This window comes from Putridiphycobacter roseus (genome assembly GCF_003234935.1).
GTDB classification, from domain to species: domain Bacteria; phylum Bacteroidota; class Bacteroidia; order Flavobacteriales_D; family Crocinitomicaceae; genus Putridiphycobacter; species Putridiphycobacter roseus.
The window spans coordinates 236,757-258,245 of sequence record NZ_QKSB01000001.1 but is presented as its reverse complement, the minus strand read 5'-3'; the positions used below and the strand labels follow the sequence as shown (position 1 = coordinate 258,245).

The window sequence follows — 21,489 nt, the reverse complement described above, 5'->3', positions numbered from 1 at the left end:
TTAAACAGTTAATTTAGAGTATGCTTCTTTTTTAGAAGGGTGAATAAAGTAAAAATCTTGGTTAAATGTATGAATTTCTTCTGGTTCAATCCCTTTTAATTTGTTAAAATCAAGGATGTGTATTTGATAATCAAGAGATAGTAAAAGTTTCACCACTGCTTCTCGATTTTCTTTACCGTTTAATTCAATTTGAATAAGTGGCTTATAATTTTCGATATGATTTTTTAAGGATGGCATAACAAATTGCTCATAGCCTTCTACATCACATTTTATATAATTGATTTGGTCTACTTTTTCTGACGCCAATAATTCGTCGCCCACCATCATGGGTACATCAAAACTTAACGCCGCTTGGTCTACATTATGATTGTCTACCTTCGTTAACCCGTGACGTACAATTCCATTGACGATTGGAATAGACATTTTTACTGCGGTTTGTGCTTTGCTTCCCAAGGCAACATTGAATAACTTAATGTTTTTATTGGCTTGGTACTTTCTCATGTTCTTTTTCCAAACATCTGCAAATAAAGGAATGGGCTCAATAGCTAAAAGTTTACCATTTTCTTGAATAGACTTGGCCATAAAATAGGAGTAATAGCCCAAATTAGCACCAATGTCAATCACCACATCATTCGGTTTTATCACATTTTGAATAAAATGGAGTTCGGCATATTTCTTTTTAAAAAACCCTAAGGAAATCATTTTTAAATAAATGCTACTGATTAATTGTAAGTAGCCTTTAATGCCTAATAATTTCACTAATAGTTTTCGAATTGCTTTCATCCTTTAATCTAGTTCTTCAAAATCAGTATATTCCGATTCACGAATTTTATTTTTATCCACTTTGTGAATGCTGGTCTTTCCGACATTTTCAAAGCTGGACTTAGTATTTGATGCGTTAGCCTTTACATTTTTATCTTCTTGTACATTACGACGAACCATCATTACCTTTCCTATTAAACGAAAGATAACAATGACACCAATAATGACTAATATTTGCCGTATTCCAATCACAAATTATTTGCTCAAGTATAAATTTCTTTCGCTATAAATTTCTTGGAAAAAAGGATCTTTTAAACTCTTGATAAAACGGATAGCTTCACCTGTAGATTTCATTTCAGGTCCTAATTCTTTATTAACATTCGGGAATTTATCGAAGGAGAATACTGGGATTTTCACCGCATATCCATCTAAGTGTGGTTTAAAGTCAAAATCAGTTACTTTATTGTGTCCTAACATTACTTTAGTTGCGTAATTTACGTAAGGCTCTTTGTATGCTTTCGCAATAAAAGGAACTGTTCTAGATGCTCTTGGATTTGCTTCAATAACATACACAATGTCATCTTTTATGGCAAACTGAATATTCATTAAACCTACTGTTTGTAGTTCTACGGCAATTTTTTTGGTGATGTCTTCAATTTGTGCCATTACGAAATCTCCTAAATTATAGGGTGGCAATACTGCATAAGAGTCACCGGAATGTATTCCTGCAGGTTCAATGTGTTGCATCACACCGATTATTTTTACATTTTCACCATCACAAATTGCATCAGCTTCTGCTTCTATGGCACCGCCCAAAAAGTGATCTAATAATATTTGATTGTCTGGTAATTCATGTAAAATGTCCACTACATGATGCTCCAATTCTACGTCGCTAAGTACAATCTTCATTTTCTGTCCACCTAATACGTAAGAAGGTCTTACTAATAAGGGATAGCCTAAATCTTTGGCTAATTCTAGCGCTTGTTCCGCGCTTTCTACTACGCCATATTTTGGAAATGGGATATTATTCTTTTCTAATAACGCAGAGAAACGACCACGGTCTTCCGCTAAATCAAGGGCATCAAATGAAGTCCCCATAATTTTAATGCCATATCGCTCTAGTTTTTCTGCCAATTTTAAGGCTGTTTGTCCGCCCAATTGCACAATAACACCTTCTGGTTTTTCATGTCGGATAATGTCATAAATATGTTCCCAAAATACCGGTTCAAAATATAGTTTATCCGCCGTATCAAAATCAGTTGAAACTGTTTCAGGATTACAATTAATCATAATGGTTTCATAACCGCATTCTTTTGCGGCTAAAACACCGTGGACACATGAATAATCAAATTCAATTCCTTGTCCAATTCTGTTTGGACCAGAACCTAGGACAACAATTTTCTTTTTGTCAGATACAACAGATTCATTTTCTAATTCAAAGGTAGAGTAGTAGTATGGTGTTTGTGCTGGGAATTCGGCAGCACAAGTATCTACTATTTTATATACTCTATTGATGTTAAATTCTTCTCTCTTTTTATATACTTCAGATTCAAGACATCTTAATAGATGTGCAATTTGTCTATCCGCATAGCCTTTTTGTTTGGCTTCAAATAAAATATCTCTGTTGATATTTTCAATTGAAAATTTACTGATGTCTTTTTCAAGATTAATCATCTCTTCAATTTGTCTTAAGAACCAATTGTCAATCTTTGTCTTTTCTTTAATTGTTTTAAATGGTATACCTAATTTAATGGCGTCGTAAATGTGAAATAAACGATCCCAACTTGGGAATTCTAAACTATTTAAGATTTTATTTTGATCGGTTATTTCTTTACCATCTGCTCCCAATCCGTTTCTTCCGATTTCAAGTGATTGACAAGCTTTTTGCAGTGCTTCTTGGAATGTTCTACCAATCCCCATTACCTCTCCAACTGATTTCATTTGGAGGCCTAATTTATCATCTGCTCCAGGGAATTTAGAGAAATTCCAACGCGGTATTTTTACAATTACATAATCCAATGTAGGTTCAAATAGCGCCGAAGTTGTTTTTGTAATCTGATTTTTTAATTCGTCTAAGTTATATCCAATCGCTAATTTGGCAGCGATTTTGGCAATTGGGTATCCAGTCGCTTTTGAAGCTAATGCCGAAGAACGAGAAACCCTAGGGTTAATTTCTATGGCAATGATTTCTTCTTTTTCATCATTACTTACTGAAAACTGAACATTACATCCGCCAGCAAAGTTACCAATGGCACGCATCATTTTGATGGCCATATTTCTCATTTTTTGAAAGGTTGTATCTGACAAGGTCATGGCTGGTGCTACTGTAATAGAATCTCCTGTATGAACTCCCATAGGATCAAAATTCTCAATAGAACAAATAATTACCACATTGTCATTATTATCTCTCAATAATTCTAACTCGTACTCTTTCCATCCCAATAAAGCTTTATCAATCATTACCTCGTGGATAGGAGATTTGTGTAAGCCAGATGTCAGGTGTTTTTCAAAGTCAGCCTCGTCGTATACTACTGCGGCTCCTGTACCTCCTAAAGTATAGGATGCTCTAATACATAATGGGAAGCCATATTCTTGGGCAACTTTTTTACCTTCTAAAAATGATTTTGCGGTAGTTTGTGGTGCCATACCAATACCTATTTCCGTCATTAAATTTTTAAAGGCTTCACGGTTTTCTGTAATCTCAATGGCTGCAATATCTACGCCAATAATTTTCACGCCATATTCTTCCCATAATCCTAATTCATCACATTTAATCGCTAGGTTTAGTGCTGTTTGGCCACCCATAGTAGGGAGTACAGCATCTATTTTATGTTCCTTTAATATTTTTTCAATGGAAGCAGGTTCTAGTGGTTCCAAATAAATGTTATCAGCAACCACGCTATCTGTCATAATCGTCGCTGGATTACTGTTGATTAAAGTTACTTCAATTCCTTCTTCTCTTAAGGATCTTGCTGCTTGTGATCCTGAATAATCAAATTCACAAGCTTGTCCAATTACTATTGGTCCGCTTCCTATAATTAAAATCGATTTGAGGCTATTATCTCTTGGCATAATTTGGGAGTTTACTTTTTTTCAAATTGCCACAAATTTAGGTAGAAATTATTTAAGACTTGTTCACAAAACATGGATACTTTTAAACAATTTTTGAATGTACTCATATTGAATAGAAAGTACCTAATGTGGTTAGGTGTTATATGCCGACTACTTGCTAATTTAAGAGGAAGTTATGGATTGCTTCCAGGTAGGTTGTGTAGCCCATAATTTTTGGAATATCCCCGTGTTTAGCGTTTTCTACGCGAATGGCTTTTTTATAGGTGCCTTGGTGGTTTTGGTAAACTAACTCTCCGTTTTCTATCGCTATGTAATCATCTTCAACACCATGAATCCAAAGTAAAGGTACTTTCACATCTTTTATTTTTTCTGCGTTGTTAAATCTTAAATTACTGATAAATGCTGGATGAAGGTTGATTATTGTAGATGAGTTTGCTAGGTTTTCGACTGAGGCTAAGGGGGATTCTAAGATTATTTTTTTAGGTTGAAAATCTGTTCTGTAGGCTGCGCGATCAATTACAGGGATGCAACCTAAGCTGTAACCATAATAAATGACATTAGATGGATTAGCGTTTTTAGCTATTAGCCAATTAATAGCTGCATCCATATCTTCTGCCAAGCCAGCCTCATCTGGTGTTCCTTCTGACATGCCATAACCTCTAAAGTCAAACATTAATACACCCCGATTTACTGTTTCGTTTAAATGTGCGAGTAGCCTTGTTCTTGGGTAATAAATATCCATGTTTAAAGATTGTCCGTGACAATATAATAGGATGGTGTCTTGCGCAATAGTATTGATGTTACCAATGTATAGACCGTATATTTTGTATGTTTCACCTGTAGACTTGTCTATGGAAGTGAAGGTTAAAATGGTTCTGTTTGAAACGGGGATGTCGTATGCTGCAGGAACACTTTGCTCCCCTGCGTCATAGTTTTCGAGTTCGTATTTTTCTGTCGTAGAACTAGGGAAGGCTAACTGGTCTACCGTTAGTTTTTTACAACTGGCAAAAAAAAGTAGGATTAATATGGGGAGATTTTTTTTTAGGTTCATTTTTTAAAGTTTAGTAAATATCTATAGCCAATAAAGACTCCTGATGCACCGTTTTTGCCAAAAAGGGAGGTACTATAAGGTATAAAATCATAAGAATTGTCTAGGTTAGGACCAAGCCATTTTAGCTCAATTGAAAGTTGACTTTTCCCTTTTTTTCCTTTTAATACATGGCCTATTTGTGGGTTTATAAGCCAATGATGTGCTTGTGCTTGATTGTTGGCCATTGTTTTGCTTAATTCAAAATAATTATTAATCCCTAAGTAGAAATAGTTTTTCCTTTTTCCATAATTCCAGTAAGCGTTTAAGTCTAAGACTGGCCAAAATTTTGCTGTATTTTCAGAAACACTATAAATAAAATTGAATGCAGGGGTTACTGATAAGTTAGGGATGTATTTTTTCTGCTGCATGAATTTGTATGTGACACCACCGTCTATCTGAATATTTCCATATAGTATAGCTGTGGTATGTAAGCTAGTAAAAGCAGTTGTGTTACTGTCTATGCCATATCCAATTTCTATTGCTGACAATGGGATGGGGATAGGTACTCCTAAATTGAGTAAGGGACCGCCAAAGTGAGCGCCGACACTTAATTGCTTGGCTGGAATAGGCTCCACAAACTTGGCAGGCCCGCAACTAAACAAAAAGAATAAAAGGCCTAGAGGGATTAGTTTATTGTCTTTCATTTTATATTGGTGTTATGCTTTAAATTTACATTAAATTTATTAATAATAAGCAGAGAAAATAAATTGATTATTGAATTTAAATATTGTAATTATTTATAGGGATGGTTAGTGGAAACTTTCTTATTTTTGTAGCATGTATTTGAGTGAAGATTATAAAAATATAGTAAAGTTAAGGTTTAAGTCTTTGGATAGATTAAGTCCAGAATTTTTTGAAGAATTGTACGCTGGAATTATAAATCCAGAAAATTTTGACATTAAATCTTTTGAGCAATTTTCCTTGGAAGAGGTGTTAGAATATTTAAAGAAAAGTCACTCTGAATATTTGAATGTTTGGTTTCCACAAATTGAATCCTTAGTCAAAGAGGTGCAAAAAGAATTTGGTATCAATGATACGACCTTAACCCTAAAATCTTTTGTGGTAAACTATTATAATGAATTAACTACTCATATCAATTTTGAAGAGAAGGTGTTATACAATTTTGTGGAAAAGTTGTTACAAGGCACTTATGTCGAAAAGGAGAAGGTATTTGTGTTGAATCATTTTTTAGAGACACACAATCATGATGTTTCAGATGAATTAAGTGTTATTCAAAAGGTTTTAATTAATAAAGATCCTACTTTAACTAATCATCAATCGACAGTTGCTTTATTTGAAAAGTTGAACATTATTGAAAATGACCTTACCATTCATGGTTTGGTGGAAGATGAATTATTGATTGAGAAAATCCATCAATATATAGCGGATCAGTTTTAGTTATTTGATGCCGTTTTCTGGATATTTCCCAGAATAATTTTTATAAATTTCTTTTATCGTAGCAATGTCTGCTTCAATGTTATTTGTGGGTTTAAAAACTTGAATAATTCCACCCGTTTTTGTTGCGTAGTCTATAAATCCAAGGACAATAGGAACATTTGCTGCTTGGGCAATATAGTAAAATCCTTTTTTCCATTTTTTACTATACGACCGAGTGCCTTCGGGTGAAACAACTAATGTTAATTGTTTACTGTTGTCGAATTGTGTTTTTAATTTTTCGGTTAAGTTTGTTTTTTGTTTTCTATCGACCGGAATTCCTCCCATCCAATTTAAGAACCAACTAAAAGGGGGAATGTAAAGTTCTTTCTTAATTAGGAATTTAACGTCTACTTTAAAGATGCCCCAAAATGCCATATGGCCAATAAAAAAGTCCCAATTGGACGTGTGGGGTGCCATGACGAGGACACATTTGTTTATTTCTGGTGGCAATTCGGGGTGGATGTCCCACCCCATTGCTTTAATCATTAGTTTGCCTATGAATTGTTTCACGCAACAATCTCTATTTTTTCAATTAAATCACCTTCTCTGATTTCATCAATGGTGTCAACACCTTCAATTACTTTACCAAAACAAGTATGGTTACCATCTAGGTGAGAGGTGTTTGTTCTACTGTGGCAAACAAAAAATTGCGAACCACCAGTATTTCTACCTGCATGAGCCATAGAAAGCACCCCTCTATCATGGAATTGTTTCTCTGCGTCTACTTCACAATCGATTGTATATCCTGGTCCACCAGTACCGTCTCCTTTTGGGCAGCCTCCTTGTATTACAAAGTCGTTAAGTACCCTGTGAAAAGTAAGTCCATTGTAAAAGCCACTTTTTGCTAATTTGACAAAATTATCTACTGTTTTTGGCGTTTCCTTAGCGTAAAGTTCAGCCTCCATTTTTCCCTTGCTGGTGTGTATTATTGCTTTCATATTTTTTTTTTACAAGGTTAATGATTTTTTATCGGCTAGGCTTTATGCAAATTGTAATAATATTGCTATCATTGTTTTCTAAATTTAACACCATGGATGAATTAGATAGCATTGACTCTTTAGAATCTCAAAGTAATGCACCAAAAGCTTTACCTAACGCAACTGCAGTTTTGGTTCTCGGTATTTTATCAATAGTCACTTGTATAGCGTATGGGGTGGTAGGACTAATATTAGGAATCATTGCGTTGGTATTATCAAAAAAAGATAAGGAAATGTATTTGACAAATCCAACGGCATATGAAGTTTCTTATAAGAATTCAAAAGCAGGAAAAGTTTGTGCTATTATTGGAGTTTCTTTATCTGCTTTATTTTTTATATACCTCATTGGTGTTATCTTATTTCTGGCTTCAAATGCTACTTATTACAATTCATTTTTAAGATAATTGATTGCTTGTAGTTTTAAAGAGCATTTTGGCGTAACCTGCTTTGGGTGTGGTTTTCAGCGTGCTATTCACTTGTTGTTTAAAGGAGAAATCTTACAGAGTATTCAGCTGTTTCCTGCAGCAATTCCTTTGATTATACTTGGTGTTTTTACCTTGCTACATTTGAAGTTTAAGTTTCAAAAAGGTGCCAGTATCATTGTAATTCTATTTTCTATTGTTGTTGCTCTGATGATTTTAAATTTTGTGCTAAATTTCATTTAAAAGAATTAATTTTGTCACATGATAAAACCAATGTATTCTTTCGCTGAACTCGAATTTTCTTCGCCTCTAATTCGTGATTTAATAGCAGAAAAGTCCACTATAAAACCTTTAGTGAACCACTTTTTTTCTGAAGAAAACCTTATCCAGGCTGCAAAAAACCGACAATTTTCACAAGAAGCAAGAATTACTTTGCAAAATGTGTTGCAGCGTCAAAATGAAACACTTAATCTTTCTATTGAGACAAAAAACAATATAGATCGTATTACAGATGAAAATACGTTTACCGTTACTACCGGGCATCAATTAAATTTAGGTACTGGACCTTTGTATACGATTTATAAAATTTTAGAAGTAATTAACTGGGCAAAGAAAGTCAATAGTCAGCAGGAGGATATACATATGGTACCTGTTTTTTGGATGGCAACGGAAGACCATGATTTTGATGAAATTAATCATCTTCATTTGTTTGGTAATAAGGTAGAATGGAATCATGCAAACGAAAAAGGGAGTATTGTTGGAAGATTGGAAACCAAAGGGATGGATGCCTTTGTTGATGAGGTTTTCGCTAAATTTGGGGATGAACAATTGAAAGGGAAGGTACAACAATATTTATCCGCGTATCAAAAAGCGAATACCTTAGGCGCATCTAATAGAATGCTAATTAATGAATTCTTTGGTGACTATGGTTTGGTGATTATTGATGGAGATGACCAAGCATTAAAAAAAGAAGCTGTTTCCATTTTTTCGACAGAAGTTACTTCCAGTGTGATATTAAATGCTGTGAATGAAACAAATGAATACCTTTCACAAAATGATTATCACCAACAGGTTTTTGTGCGACCATGTAATTTGTTCTACATTCAACCCAATGGAGTGCGAGATAGAATCGAAAGAGAGGAAGATGACTTTACAATAGGTACAAAGAAATTAACCGAAGATGAATTATTAGAGGAGATTAAGCTCGCTCCTGAAAGGTTTTCTCCCAATGCACTATTAAGACCGGTTTATCAGGAAACTGTATTGCCAAATTTGGTATATGTAGGCGGTGGTGGTGAAATTGCATATTGGTTGCAATTAAAATCTAGTTTTGAAGGATTCGAGGTAGATTTTCCATTGCTAAAAGTGAGGGATTCTGTGTTGTTGATGAATGAAAAGCTAGTCGATACTATGAATGAGTTTGGTTATTCACTCATGGAATTAAAGATGCCATTGGATGATTTGTTAAAAGATTACATGCTTAAAAACCAAGGTGATGTTTTAAGTTTGGCGAGTGAAAAAGAAGACTTGGTTAGTCTTAAAGAAAAGTTGATGGCAAAAGCCATGTCTATCGACGCGAATGCGGAACGTTTTGTGGAGGCTGAATTTCAAAAAATGGAAAATCAACTAGATAAAATGGAGAAAAAGTTCATGCAGGCAGAAAAGAAAAATCATGAAAAATCCTTAAAACAACTTAGCCGTTTGAAAAATAGTATTTATCCAAACGGCGGATTTCAAGAAAGATATGATAATATTTTTATGCACATCCAAAATGAAACTATCATTCACGATATACAACAGCATTTATTCCATCAAATGATAGAGCAACCAGTAATTCACGTAATTAATGTGTGATTAATTACCAAGCGTAAATTGGAAATTTAGTCATTAAAGATTTTACAGCTACTTTAATGTTTGCTAATTCCGCTTCGTTTTCGTGGTTGTTAATGACTTGGTCGATTAATGCAACAATTTTTTGAATGTCATTTTCTTTAAGTCCTCTAGTGGTGACTGCAGGTGTTCCTATTCTAATACCCGACGTTACAAAAGGAGACTTGTCGTCAAATGGCACCATGTTTTTATTTACAGTAATATCAGCCTTACCTAAGGCAATTTCTGCTGCTTTTCCGGTAATATTTTTGGAACGTAAGTCAATCAACATAGAATGGTTGTCTGTCCCGCCAGAGATGATGTCAAAACCAAGATCGACTAATCCTTGTGCCATCACTTTAGCGTTTTTAATCACTTGTTCTTGGTAGGTTTTAAAAGCAGGCTTTAAAGCTTCTCCAAAGGCAACCGCTTTTGCGGCGATTAAATGTTCCAATGGTCCACCTTGTGTACCAGGAAATACACCGCTATCTAGAAGTGCGCTCATTTTTCTAAGCTCACCCTTTGGTGTTTTTATTCCCCAAGGATTTTCAAAGTCATTTCTCATCATGATAACACCACCTCTTGGTCCTCTCAATGTTTTGTGTGTCGTAGTAGTAACAATGTGACAATAATCGAAAGGGTCGTTTAATAATTTGGCAGCAATTAAACCTGCTGGGTGTGATATATCCGCTAAAATAACAGCGCCAATTTCGTCGGCCACTTCTCTTACTATTTTATAATCCCAATCTCTGGAATAAGCAGAAGCCCCCAAGATGATCATTTTAGGCTTTTCTTTTCTTGCTATTTCTACTAGTTTGGTGTAATCAATTTTACCCGTTTCTTTTTCAACACCGTAAAATACATTTTTATACAATTTACCTGAAAAGTTTACTGGTGAACCGTGTGTTAAATGTCCCCCATGAGATAAATCAAATCCCATAATTTTATCACCAGGATTTAAACAGGCAAGCATTACCGCAGCATTGGCTTGAGAGCCAGAGTGAGGTTGTACATTGGCCCAAGTTAAATTAAACAAAGATTTTAAACGATCAATGGCTAATTGTTCAATTTGATCTACTACTTCGCAACCACCATAATACCTTCTACCAGGTAGTCCCTCAGCATACTTATTGGTCAAAATTGAACCTGTTGCTTTCATGACAGTTTCACTGGTGAAGTTTTCTGAAGCAATTAATTCAATTCCTTCTATTTGTCTTTGGTGTTCTGCTTCAATTAAATCAAATACTGTTTGATCGTTCATGGTTGTATAATTTGAGGCAAAGATAAAAAAAACACCTAAAAATAACACCTATCTATAAAATATTTATATCCACAAAATTGTACTTAATTGTTGTTTATTTAAATTTAAAAAATGCATTTTGTGCTTATATTAATATTCTTATATCTTTTTTTATAAAAAAAACTATCTTTGTTTCCTTAAAATACATTGAATGAGTACACCTTCTAAGATTGAAAATCAACAAAAATTAATACAAACGAAAGATTTGGTATTTATTTGGAGATTAATACGTAATAATCTTGGAGTTATTATTTTAACACCAATTTTAGCCTTATTGATTGGTTACGTGTACACTTATCGATTGTCTGATGTGTATGGTGCGAAAGTACAATTGTTATTAAAATCAAATGACACGTACGATTATCAAGATCAGATCTATCAAGGTCTAGGTGCGTATGGTGCTTATATGGATGTTCAGAATCAAATGAGAATTATTAGGTCTAGAGATTTAATAGGTGAAATCATTGATAAAATGAACATTAGTACTTCTTATTATGTGGTAGGTAGAGTGAGAAGAAAAGAAGTGTACAATACTTTGCCTTTTACTACAGACGTGGAGGTAATTAATGGCATGTTATTCGAGCAACCTGTATATGTGTTTATCCAAGATAAAAAGTCTTATAGAATAGAGTATGTTGTAAATAACGAAGAAAAATCAATCGTTGGTACATTCGGTGAAGTTTTTATTAATGAGGATTTTAAAATCAAACTAAAGAAAAGTTATTCTTACTCTGCCGAATCTATGGACAGAATTACGGATGCGGAGTATGAGATTGTTTTTCATTCAAGAAATCAGTTAATTAATAAGTATAGGAGTAAGATTGATATTGAAAATCTAGAATACACTAGTATTTTAGAGATTAATGTATTGGATGAGATAGGGGTAAGAGGAAAGTTATTCCTAGATACATTGACTTCTGTGTATGTTGATTATTCCAAAAGATTGCAGTTAGAGGTAAATCAAAATACAATTGATAATATTGAAAGACAATTGGACACCATCAACTTGTTTATCACAGCCAAAGAAAACGAAATATTAAACTATAAAAATAAAAACTCTATCTTAAATCTTCCTAAGGAGGAAGATGATTATTTTGAAAGATATGTATCAAGTCTTAGTGACAAAAGAAATTTAGAAATCAAGAGAAATGCATTGAGAACATTGGAGTCTTATATCATTAATTTAAATGAAGAAAACTTTTTGCCGCCTAGTTTTGAAGCACTTAAAAGTGATATTTATTTAACGCAAACCATCAAAAAGGTGTATGACTTGCAATTAGAATTGAAAAGCAAGAGTTCGTCCCAGTTAGATAATAATGCGAATATTATTAAAAATCAAGCGGAAATTAATAGCCTCAAGAAAGATGTTCTCATTTATATTAATAACCTAGAAGGTGTTGTTGTTAAAGAAATATCCTCATTGGATTCTTATATTAGTTCGAATAGAAATAAGATAAAAAAGATACCAGTTTCGGAGCAAGGTTTAGAAAATATTTCTCGTGAGCTAGAAGTGAACAATAAAATGTATTTGTATTTATTAGAAAAGAAAACAAACTCATTGATTACAAGAGCTGGTATTATCCCTCAAGTAAGGGTGGTGGAAACAGCTTCTCAGCTTGGCGTTGTAAAACCCGATAAAGAAAAAATCATCAGACTGTTTGTTTTAGGAGGTTTATTAGTTGGCTTGTTTGTGGCATTAATCAGAAAGTTGTTTTTCGAAAAAATACAAAATGTAAATGAGCTTAGTGAAGCCAGTTATTTGAATGTTGTTGGAGGTTTACCTTTTGTAAATCAAAAAGATTCTAAATTAATTGTAACGGAACGACCAAAAGACCAGATAACAGAAAGCTTTAGGACTTTGCGTACTAATTTGAATTATTTAGGGGATTTAGGGAATAAAAAAGGCGCGAAAAAGATTTTGGTATCTTCTTTCTTCCCTGGAGAAGGTAAAACTTTTACCTCTACTAATGTTGCAAGTATTCTTTCCATGTCGGATAAAAAAGTAGTACTGGTCGATTTTGATTTACATAAACCTAAAGTGCACAAGACATTCGATATTGAGAATACAAAAGGAGTTTCAAGTTATTTGATTGGTAAAGATGTTTTAGATGATGTCATCCGTAAAAACATGTTAACCAATTTAGATGTAATTACTGCGGGGCCTATTCCACCAAATCCATCCGAACTTGTTTTAAAAGCAAAAATGAATGATTTGTTTGCCGAATTAGAAAAGAGATACGAGTATATTATTGTAGATACACCGCCATTTGGTTTATTGAATGACGGTATTGAATTAATTAAATACTTAGATGTGTTTTTAGTGGTGATGAATACAAAATATATCAAGCAAAAAGGTATTAGAACCATTGAGAATTTATTAAGTAAGCATGATAATATTGAAGTTGGCTTAGTCTTAAATGGTATTAAACGGACTAGATTGCAATATTATTATTCAAAATATTCTTATAAATACAACTATAGTTACGGGTATAATTATGGGTATGGCTATGGAGATACTTATTCGGATTATGTAGAAAAGGATTAGTATTCTGCTCTTAATTTTTTCACCCAAAAAAAAATGACTATTTTTGCGTCCTTAAAAACGTAGAAAAATCATGATAGCTGTTAACAACCTTTCTTTACAATTTGGCAAAAAAGTTTTATTTGATGATGTAAATTTAAAATTTGTATCGGGAAATTGCTATGGTGTCATTGGTGCCAATGGTGCAGGAAAATCCACTTTTTTAAAGGTGTTGACTGGAGAGCAAGATCCAAATTCAGGTCACATTTCCATTGAAGCAGGTCGAAGAATGGCTGTGCTTAGTCAAAACCACCATGAGTTTGATGAGTTTACTGTATTGAATACAGTAATGATGGGACACCAAGAATTGTGGAAAATAATTCAAGAAAAAGAAGCTATTTACGCCAAAGAAGATTTTACGGAAGCAGATGGCATGAAAGCTTCAGAATTAGAAGCGGAATTTGCCGAAATGGATGGTTGGAATGCCGAGACGGATGCAGCAACGATTTTAAGTAACTTAGGAATAGCAGAAGATTTGCATTATACCTTGTTGGAAGATATCCCAGGTGAATTGAAAGTAAGGGTGTTGTTAGGTCAAGCAATTTTTGGTAATCCTGATATACTAGTACTGGATGAGCCAACCAATGATTTAGATATCAATACTATTTCTTGGTTAGAAGACTTTTTATTAGATTTTAAAAATTTAGTAATTGTTGTATCACACGATAGACACTTTTTAGATACCGTTTGTACCCATGTTTGCGATATCGATTACGGAAAAATTAACCTGTTTACTGGTAATTATACCTTTTGGTACCACTCTTCTCAATTGGCCTCTCGCCAAATGTCTGACCAGAACAAGAAGATGGAAGATAAAAGAAAAGAATTGCAAGAATTTATTTCAAGGTTTAGCGCCAATGCTTCCAAGTCTAAACAAGCAACGAGTAGACGTAAGTTGTTAGATAAGTTGAAATTAGAGGATATCATGCCTTCTTCTAGAAAATATCCAGGAATTATATTTGAACAAGAAAGAGAAGCAGGAGATCAAATTCTACATGTAGAAGGATTATCCAAGTCTGTAGATGGACAGGTTTTATTTAATAAATTAAATATTAATGTTTCCAAAGGTGATAAAATTGCATTTCTTTCTAAAAATAGTATGGCTATGACAGCGCTGTTCGATATTTTAAACGGTACAGACCAAGCGGATGAAGGGACTTTCGAATTTGGTTCCACTATTCGGGCGACACATTTACCCAATGAAAATGCTAAATTTTTCGAATCCAATTTATCCTTGATTGATTGGTTAAGACAATATGCGGAAACAGATGAAGAAAAAGAAGAGGTGTATTTGAGAGGCTTTTTGGGTAAAATGCTATTTTCTGGTGAAGAAGCACTGAAGAAATCAAATGTATTATCTGGTGGTGAAAAAGTGAGGTGTATGTTGTCTCGTCAAATGTTAGGAAAAGGGAATGTCTTGATGTTAGATGAACCAACGAATCACCTAGATTTGGAATCTATTACGGCTTTTAATAATGCATTAATCAAATTCCCAGGTACTGTTCTATTTACTTCTCATGATCATGAGTTTGTTCAGACGGTAGCCAATAGAATAATTGAATTGACGCCAAATGGATATGTGGATAAGTTGATTTCCTATGATGATTATTTAAAAGATGATAAAATTCAAGAGCAAGTGCAAAGCCTTTATGCTAAATAGTATTTTGTTTATTTAATATTTTTGAGAGGTAAAATGGTTCATTATTAATAATTAGAACACATAAAAGTAGATATTATAAGGAGGAGTTAATTACTTAATCGTTTATTTATGAATGCAGAACTTATTAAGTACAGTATCATTGGGTTTATTCTTCTTGAATTTATTTTTAACAAGTATTTATCATATTTAAACAACAAGCATTGGTCACAGGAAGTGCCTAAAGAAATGCAAAATGTTTTAGATGAAAAAAAATATGCTGAGGCAGCAGCTTATCATAAAGTAAATGGAAAGTTTGGACTCATTTCTTCTGTAATTTCTTTTTTATTAATTGTGTCAGCTTTATTTTTTGGTTGGTTTGGATTGCTTGATGAGTACTCAAAAACGCTAAGTGATAATCTTTATTTGCAAAGTGGTTTTTTCTTTTTAATTCTTTATCTCTTATCTTTATTAATAGCAATCCCATTTTCTTATTATGAAACCTTCTATATTGAAGCGTCTTTTGGGTTTAATAAAACAAGTAAAACTACCTTTTGGCTGGATCAATTTAAAAGTTTATTACTGACCCTTGTAATTGGTGGTGGACTTATTTTTATGTTGGTGTTTTTCTACCACTATGTAAGTACTGGGTTTTGGTATTGGTTATGGCTCATTATGGTTTTAATTGTCATTTTAACGAATATGTTTTATGCAGATTTTATCTTACCAATATTTAATAAGTTAAGTCCATTGCCGCCAGGTGAGTTAAAAACGTCTATACAGACTTATGCAAATAAAGTGGGGTATGAAATTAAAAACATTTATAGCATAGATGGTTCTAAAAGGTCTACCAAAGCAAATGCATTTTTTAGTGGGTTGGGACCAAGAAAAACCATTGCATTGTATGATACTTTGATAGATAAAAATACTACCGAGGAATTAACTGCTATTTTAGCACATGAAATTGGGCACTATAAAAAAAAACATGTTTACCTTACTTTATTACTCAGCATTGTGCAGCTAGGTATTACTTTTTTCTTGTTAGAATATTCCTTGTCTTTTGATGCCGTTGCCATGGCATTAGGTGGCGAAGAACAATCTTTAGTACTTGGATTAGTCGCTTTTGGGTTTATCTTTAGCCCAGTCGGTTTTATTTTAGGTATTTTGATGAATTTTATCAGTCGAAAAAATGAATTTGAAGCAGATGCTTATGCAAAAGAAACCTATGGCGGTAAACCATTGATTGAAGGATTGAAAAAGTTATCCGTGGATAGTTTGTCTAATTTATATCCGCACCCTTTAAATGTCTTTATAAATTATTCTCATCCACCTTTGTTGGAAAGAATTAAAGCAATTAAACAATAAGCTAATCATTTTTAAGTTTGGAAAGTATCTTGGAATTAATAACACATAAAAATATTGATAAAGAACGTTGGGACAGTTTAGTTTCAAATAATGACAGTAGTCAGTTGTTTATGTATTCCTGGTATTTAGATGTCGTTTCACCTAATTGGTCGGCATTGATTTATAAAGATTACGAGGCAATCTTTCCGATTACAGAAATAAAAAAATTTGGGACTAAGCAAATAATTCAACCCATTTTCACACGAGAGTTTAATGTGGTTGGCAAAGGGGTGGATAATCAGGATGTTTTTAATCATTTAAAAGCGAATTATCAAAACATTTCCCTTCGATTCAATTTAGAGATGCCGCAATTCTCACCACATTCAAGAATCGCCCAGTTTGTAAAATTAAACGAGGATTTTTCTGGGAATTACTCCACGAATGCAAAGCGATTGATAAAAAAAGCACAAAAGCATTTTGTCTATAAATCTATCCCTGATGTAAGTGCGTTAATGGCAATGGTAAAAGATATTTTAGTTGAAAAAATTGAAGAATTTACCCCGGATAATTTATTGGTATTAGAAGGTTTGATGGAAAAAGCGTTAGAGCAAGAGCAGGGACAGTGCATTGCGATATTTCAAGATGGTAATTTTGTTGGTGCAGGTTTCTTTTTAATGGCAAATGATCGTGTGACCTATTTAAAAGGTGTGGCAAATCACGAGGCTAAGAGATTGGGGGCTATGTATGGTTTAATGCATTATGCGTTTAATAAATATAGTCTAAACTTTAATGTTTTTGATTTCGGAGGCTCTAATGTTAGCAATGTAGCACAGTTTTATAAGAAATTTGGCGCCTATGATTATACTTATTATAATTATGAATTGAATCAGTTGCCTTTTTGGTATAAACTCAGTAAAAAACTTTTAAAAAAATGAAAAAGAATGTTTTAATAATTGGTAGCTCTGGGGGTATTGGAAGTGAATTGGCGAAGTACTTTTTGGAAACAGACTATCAGATAATTTTTCACTATTTTAGCCACAAACCAAAGGTGCAGCTTCGCGAAGGAGATCGGTTAGTTTCTGCAAATGTGACCATAGAAAGTGAAGTAGAAAGCATGATTGCTGAAATTAAAGCAGCATATGGTAAAATAGATATTGTTATTAATAACGCAGGGGTATCCATTTCTGAAATTTCATGGAAAACTAATTTGTCCAATTGGGAAAAAACATTGGCTATTAATTTAACAGGTCCTTTTTTGGTTAGTAAGCATGTTGCACCTATAATGCGTGCAAATAAGTGGGGTAGAATCATTTTTATCTCTTCAATTGTTGCTCAATCTGGATTTATTGGTACAGCAGCTTACGGCGCTTCTAAAGCGGGTCTGCTTGGTTTGAATAAGTCTTTGGCTAAAGAATTGGCAGCAAGTGGAATCACCGTAAATGCAATAGCGCTAGGTTATTTTAATGTTGGAATGATAGCGGATGTACCAGCAGAAATGAAACAAAACATTATTGATTCTATTCCTAAAAAATCATTAGGTGATACCATCCAATTGTTTGAAACCATTAAATATATCATTTCAGAAAACAGTGATTATCTTACGGGACAAACCATCAATTTAAATGGTGGATTATATATGTAAAAATGCGTGTATTTGATTTAAAAATCACTTATATTTGTTAGAAACCACTAGCTATGATTCATAATTTCAGTGATAAACCTTCTATATTTCAAAATTATATTGCAGAGATTAGAGATGCGGATATTCAAAAAGATGCCATGCGATTTAGAACAAATTTAACGCGTATCGGTAGTGTTCTTGGTTATGAATTAAGTAAAAAATTGAAATATGTAAATAAAATTATCCGCACGCCACTGGGTGAAGCCAGTCAAGATGTACTTGACGAGACGGTGGTTGTGGCCTCCATTTTAAGAGCGGGAATCCCAATGCATAATGGTTTATTAGAGGTGTTTGATAAAGCAGAAAACGCTTTTATATCTGCCTATAGGAAGTCTCATAAAAATGGAGATTTTGAAGTCCATGTAGAATACTTAGCGGCACCTAATTTGGATGGTAAAACTTTGATTATAGCCGACCCAATGTTGGCAACAGGTAGTTCCATGGTTTTAGTATATAAAGCTTTACTGCAAAAGGGCACGCCTAAAAAAGTACATATCGTTTCTGCTATTGGTAGCGTTGAAGCAGTGGCTTACATACAAGCAAAATTACCGCAATCTACCGAAATATGGATCGGCGCAATTGATCAAGAATTAACCGCACAGTCTTATATCGTACCTGGATTAGGTGACGCAGGAGATTTGGCTTATGGGAGTAAGTCTAATAAATGAAGTGGGGATGGTATTTATACGGGTTTGGCTTAGGTACAATTAAGTACTTGCCAGCGCAATGGCTATTAGTCATGTCACTCAATTCCAGTGATACGAAATTGAATTTTATTGAAATATTTTTATCTACCTATATTGGAGCTTTAGTTTGCATGACTGTTTTTTATTTTGGAAGTGAGTTCTTTATTGAAAGATCCTTGAAGAAAAATAAGTTAAAAGAAGCCGAAGCATTAAGCAAGAATTTACCCTTTGAAGCAAAACGTAAATTTACCCGAATCAATAAGTTGATTGTGAAGGTTAGAAGAAGTTTGGGTATTTACGCCTTTACCTTTTTAGCACCCTTATTTCTGAGTATTCCACTTGGGTCTATTGCTTGTGCTAAATTTTATGGGCATTATAAAAAAACTTTTGTTTTAATGGTGCTCTTTATGGGGATATATGGTTTTGTGATGACCTTAGCTATGATGATGATTTATGAATGAAATTCGACACGTTTTTTTTGATTTAGACCATACGATTTGGGATTTTGAATCTAATTCTAGAGCAGCCTTAAAGGAGTTGTTCGTTAAGTATAAATCGGAATTAAATGAAGTCAGTTACGAACGCTTTATCTCAGTCTATGAAAAAGTAAATGCAATTTATTGGAATCGATATAGAAAAAACTTAGTAAGCAAGGAAGAGTTGAGATTGGGTCGATTTATGGATGCATTCGCAGCACTGGATTTTCCGATTTCCCATAGCTTTGCCACCGATTTGGCAAATGGTTATCTGGAAATTAGTCCCTACAAAACTAATTTGTTTGCTGGCGCACATGAAGTATTAAATTACTTAAATACTAAATACCATTTGCACATTATTACCAATGGTTTTATAGAGGTGCAACACATCAAATTAGAGGCTTCAAAACTGAGTACCTATTTCGATTTAATTTTGTGTTCAGATGAAATAGGCGTTAAAAAACCAAATCCAATAATATTTGAATTTGCTTTAAATAAAGTCGCCGCACTTGCCCATGAGTCCGTGATGATTGGAGATTGTATAGATGCGGATGTAAGGGGAGCTGCAGATGTCGGTATGAAGGCAATCCATTTTGACCCCGAACGTAAAACTGTGCAACAGGAGTTTATTTCCATTCAGTCTCTTTTAGACTTAAAGTTGATTTTGTAGGAAAAACATTATTTAGATTCATTCTAAATTAAGATAATACTCGGCAAAAATACGTGCTAATGAATGCATATTTATAAATTTGTGACCCTAAAATTAATCCAAAAGATATGTCCAAGACTATCAAAATTAGGAAGGGTTTAGACATAAAATTAAAAGGAGCAGCAGAAAAGGTAATAACTACTGTTGATTTGAATAATAATTTTATTGTTAATCCTACCGATTTTCATGGCGTGATGCCAAAAATGGTCGTAAAAGCAGGCGACAAAGTGAATGCTGGAGATGTTGTGTTTTACAACAAAAACAGAGTAGAGGTGAAATTTTGTTCTCCTGTTTCTGGTGAAGTTGCTGAGATTGTACGAGGTGCTAAAAGAAAAATTTTAGCAGTTAGAATAACTGCTGATTCAGATATTAGCTATACGCCACTACCAGCTATCGATTTAAACACAGTAGATAGAAAAGATGCAAAATCATTTCTGTTAAATGCTGGTTTATGGCCTTTTATTAAAATGCGACCTTTAGACGTAATTGCAAATCCAGAGGATAATCCAAAAGCTATTTTTATTTCAGCTTTTGATTCTTCTCCGTTAGCGCCTGATTATGATTATTTATTGCATGATGAGGGGGAATCTTTTCAAGCTGGTATTGACATTTTGAAAAAAATGACAGACGGTAAAGTGCACTTAACTATCAATAGTTCTGCTAAGGCTGATGAGGTTTTTAAGCAAGCGAAAGGAGTTCAGTTGAATAGCATTAACGGAATGCACCCAGCAGGTAATGTTGGGACGCAGATTCATCATATTGACCCGATTAATAAAGGGGAGGTAGTTTGGACTGTAAATGCATTAGATGTTGCTTTAATTGGTCGTGCTATCCAGTCGAAAAAATTTGATTTATCCCGTGTAATCGCAGTGTGTGGTTCTGAAGTGAAAGCGCCTAAATATAGTCGTGCTATAATCGGTGCGGAGGTAAGTCCTTTCTTAAAGAATAATGTCAATGAGGGCGATATTCGTGTGATTTCTGGAAATGTTTTAACAGGGACAAAAATTGAGCAAAATGGTCATTTAGGATTTTATGATGCACAAATCACCGTAATTCCAGAGGGCAACAAAGCGAAGTTTTCTTTTACTGAAGGTTGGATGGAACCAGGATTTAAAAAGTTCTCCGTTAGTAGAACTTATTTTTCATGGTTAAGTCCAAATAAAAAACACGTAATTGATACCAATACAAATGGAGAAGAACGTTCATTTGTGGTGACAGGTGAAATGGAAAAAGTATTTCCATTTGATATACTACCAATGTATTTAACTAAAGCATGTATGTATCATGATTTAGATGAAATGGAGAATTTAGGAATTTATGAAGTGGCACCAGAAGATATGGCGCTTTGTGAATTTGTATGTACTTCAAAAGTAAATATTCAATCTGTCATCCGTGAAGGATTAGATGAGGTTCGAAGAGAAATCATGTAATAATATTCATTAAAGAA

At 33.7% G+C, this 21,489-nt stretch carries 21 protein-coding genes; 13 read left to right on the top strand and 8 right to left on the bottom strand.

Translation table 11 applies throughout. The features are described from left to right. The 5 genes from DNU06_RS01125 to DNU06_RS01105 form a co-directional block, all read right to left on the bottom strand. Positions 1-783 carry an FkbM family methyltransferase gene (locus DNU06_RS01125; protein ID WP_111061365.1) on the bottom strand — a complete coding sequence of 261 codons (783 nt, stop codon included), beginning with the start codon at positions 781-783 and terminating at the stop codon, positions 1-3. A gap of 3 nt (positions 784-786) precedes the next feature. After that, positions 787-945 (bottom strand): hypothetical protein, encoded by a 159-nt coding sequence (locus tag DNU06_RS17785; RefSeq protein WP_158526791.1) that lies wholly within the window; start codon positions 943-945, stop codon positions 787-789. Positions 946-1,017: 72 nt separating this feature from the next. Continuing rightward, positions 1,018-3,834 (bottom strand): carbamoyl-phosphate synthase large subunit, encoded by a 2,817-nt coding sequence (gene carB, locus DNU06_RS01115; protein WP_111061363.1) that lies wholly within the window; start codon positions 3,832-3,834, stop codon positions 1,018-1,020. 157 nt (positions 3,835-3,991) lie between these two features. After that, entirely contained in the window at positions 3,992-4,885 is an 894-nt protein-coding gene (locus DNU06_RS01110; RefSeq protein ID WP_111061362.1) for an alpha/beta hydrolase, read from the bottom strand. Then, entirely contained in the window at positions 4,882-5,568 is a 687-nt protein-coding gene (locus DNU06_RS01105) for a hypothetical protein (RefSeq protein ID WP_111061361.1), read from the bottom strand. Before DNU06_RS01105 ends, DNU06_RS01110 begins: the two co-directional genes overlap by 4 nt. A gap of 133 nt (positions 5,569-5,701) precedes the next feature. Between DNU06_RS01105 and DNU06_RS01100 the strand changes: the two genes are divergently transcribed. Next, positions 5,702-6,322 carry a hypothetical protein gene (locus DNU06_RS01100; protein WP_111061360.1) on the top strand — a complete coding sequence of 207 codons (621 nt, stop codon included), beginning with the start codon at positions 5,702-5,704 and terminating at the stop codon, positions 6,320-6,322. On the opposite strand, the gene DNU06_RS01095 is transcribed toward DNU06_RS01100, so the two are convergent. Both DNU06_RS01095 and DNU06_RS01090 read right to left on the bottom strand, forming a co-directional pair. Then, positions 6,323-6,871, bottom strand: coding sequence for a lysophospholipid acyltransferase family protein (locus DNU06_RS01095; RefSeq protein WP_146239101.1), 549 nt, complete (start codon positions 6,869-6,871; stop codon positions 6,323-6,325). Beyond that, positions 6,868-7,299 (bottom strand): peptidylprolyl isomerase, encoded by a 432-nt coding sequence (locus tag DNU06_RS01090; RefSeq protein WP_111061358.1) that lies wholly within the window; start codon positions 7,297-7,299, stop codon positions 6,868-6,870. Before DNU06_RS01090 ends, DNU06_RS01095 begins: the two co-directional genes overlap by 4 nt. A 92-nt stretch (positions 7,300-7,391) precedes the next feature. Here DNU06_RS01090 and DNU06_RS01085 point away from each other — a divergent pair, with 92 nt between their 5' ends. From DNU06_RS01085 to bshC, 3 genes are read left to right on the top strand one after another with little or no spacing between them, the layout of a single operon-like run. After that, positions 7,392-7,742, top strand: coding sequence for a CCC motif membrane protein (locus tag DNU06_RS01085; protein WP_111061864.1), 351 nt, complete (start codon positions 7,392-7,394; stop codon positions 7,740-7,742). Beyond that, positions 7,743-8,003 carry a DUF2752 domain-containing protein gene (locus tag DNU06_RS18175; protein WP_111061357.1) on the top strand — a complete coding sequence of 87 codons (261 nt, stop codon included), beginning with the start codon at positions 7,743-7,745 and terminating at the stop codon, positions 8,001-8,003. It begins immediately after the preceding gene. Between the two features lie 18 nt (positions 8,004-8,021). Next, positions 8,022-9,614 carry a bacillithiol biosynthesis cysteine-adding enzyme BshC gene (bshC, locus tag DNU06_RS01075; RefSeq protein WP_111061356.1) on the top strand — a complete coding sequence of 531 codons (1,593 nt, stop codon included), beginning with the start codon at positions 8,022-8,024 and terminating at the stop codon, positions 9,612-9,614. A gap of 4 nt (positions 9,615-9,618) precedes the next feature. Here bshC and glyA read toward each other — a convergent pair whose 3' ends face one another. Next, positions 9,619-10,890: a serine hydroxymethyltransferase gene (glyA, locus tag DNU06_RS01070; RefSeq protein WP_111061863.1), complete on the bottom strand. Its 1,272-nt coding sequence runs from the start codon at positions 10,888-10,890 to the stop codon at positions 9,619-9,621. A gap of 190 nt (positions 10,891-11,080) precedes the next feature. On the opposite strand from glyA, the gene DNU06_RS01065 reads away from it, so the two are divergent. The 9 genes from DNU06_RS01065 (at position 11,081) to DNU06_RS01025 (ending at position 21,472) form a co-directional block, all read left to right on the top strand. After that, entirely contained in the window at positions 11,081-13,474 is a 2,394-nt protein-coding gene (locus tag DNU06_RS01065) for a polysaccharide biosynthesis tyrosine autokinase (protein WP_111061355.1), read from the top strand. Positions 13,475-13,544: 70 nt separating this feature from the next. After that, on the top strand, positions 13,545-15,170 hold the full coding sequence (locus tag DNU06_RS01060; RefSeq protein ID WP_111061354.1) for an ABC-F family ATP-binding cassette domain-containing protein: 1,626 nt from the start codon (positions 13,545-13,547) through the stop codon (positions 15,168-15,170). Between the two features lie 108 nt (positions 15,171-15,278). Further along, positions 15,279-16,511, top strand: coding sequence for a M48 family metallopeptidase (locus DNU06_RS01055; protein ID WP_111061353.1), 1,233 nt, complete (start codon positions 15,279-15,281; stop codon positions 16,509-16,511). 17 nt (positions 16,512-16,528) lie between these two features. Further along, positions 16,529-17,425 carry a GNAT family N-acetyltransferase gene (locus DNU06_RS01050; RefSeq protein ID WP_111061352.1) on the top strand — a complete coding sequence of 299 codons (897 nt, stop codon included), beginning with the start codon at positions 16,529-16,531 and terminating at the stop codon, positions 17,423-17,425. Next, the gene (locus DNU06_RS01045; RefSeq protein WP_111061351.1) at positions 17,422-18,132 is read left to right on the top strand and encodes an SDR family oxidoreductase; all 711 of its coding nucleotides are present in this window, start codon (positions 17,422-17,424) and stop codon (positions 18,130-18,132) included. Before DNU06_RS01050 ends, DNU06_RS01045 begins: the two co-directional genes overlap by 4 nt. Before the next feature lie 53 nt (positions 18,133-18,185). Continuing rightward, positions 18,186-18,839, top strand: a complete 654-nt coding sequence (gene upp, locus DNU06_RS01040) for a uracil phosphoribosyltransferase (protein WP_111061350.1) — start codon at positions 18,186-18,188, stop codon at positions 18,837-18,839. After that, complete coding sequence (locus tag DNU06_RS01035; RefSeq protein WP_111061349.1) at positions 18,836-19,318, top strand: hypothetical protein; 483 nt, start codon at positions 18,836-18,838, stop codon at positions 19,316-19,318. The genes upp and DNU06_RS01035 overlap by 4 nt, the downstream gene beginning before the upstream one ends. Continuing rightward, complete coding sequence (locus tag DNU06_RS01030; protein ID WP_111061348.1) at positions 19,311-20,003, top strand: YjjG family noncanonical pyrimidine nucleotidase; 693 nt, start codon at positions 19,311-19,313, stop codon at positions 20,001-20,003. The genes DNU06_RS01035 and DNU06_RS01030 overlap by 8 nt, the downstream gene beginning before the upstream one ends. A gap of 107 nt (positions 20,004-20,110) precedes the next feature. Next, a complete protein-coding gene (locus tag DNU06_RS01025; protein ID WP_111061347.1) occupies positions 20,111-21,472 on the top strand; it encodes a Na(+)-translocating NADH-quinone reductase subunit A in 1,362 nt (453 codons plus the stop codon). Positions 21,473-21,489 lie beyond the last annotated feature (17 nt).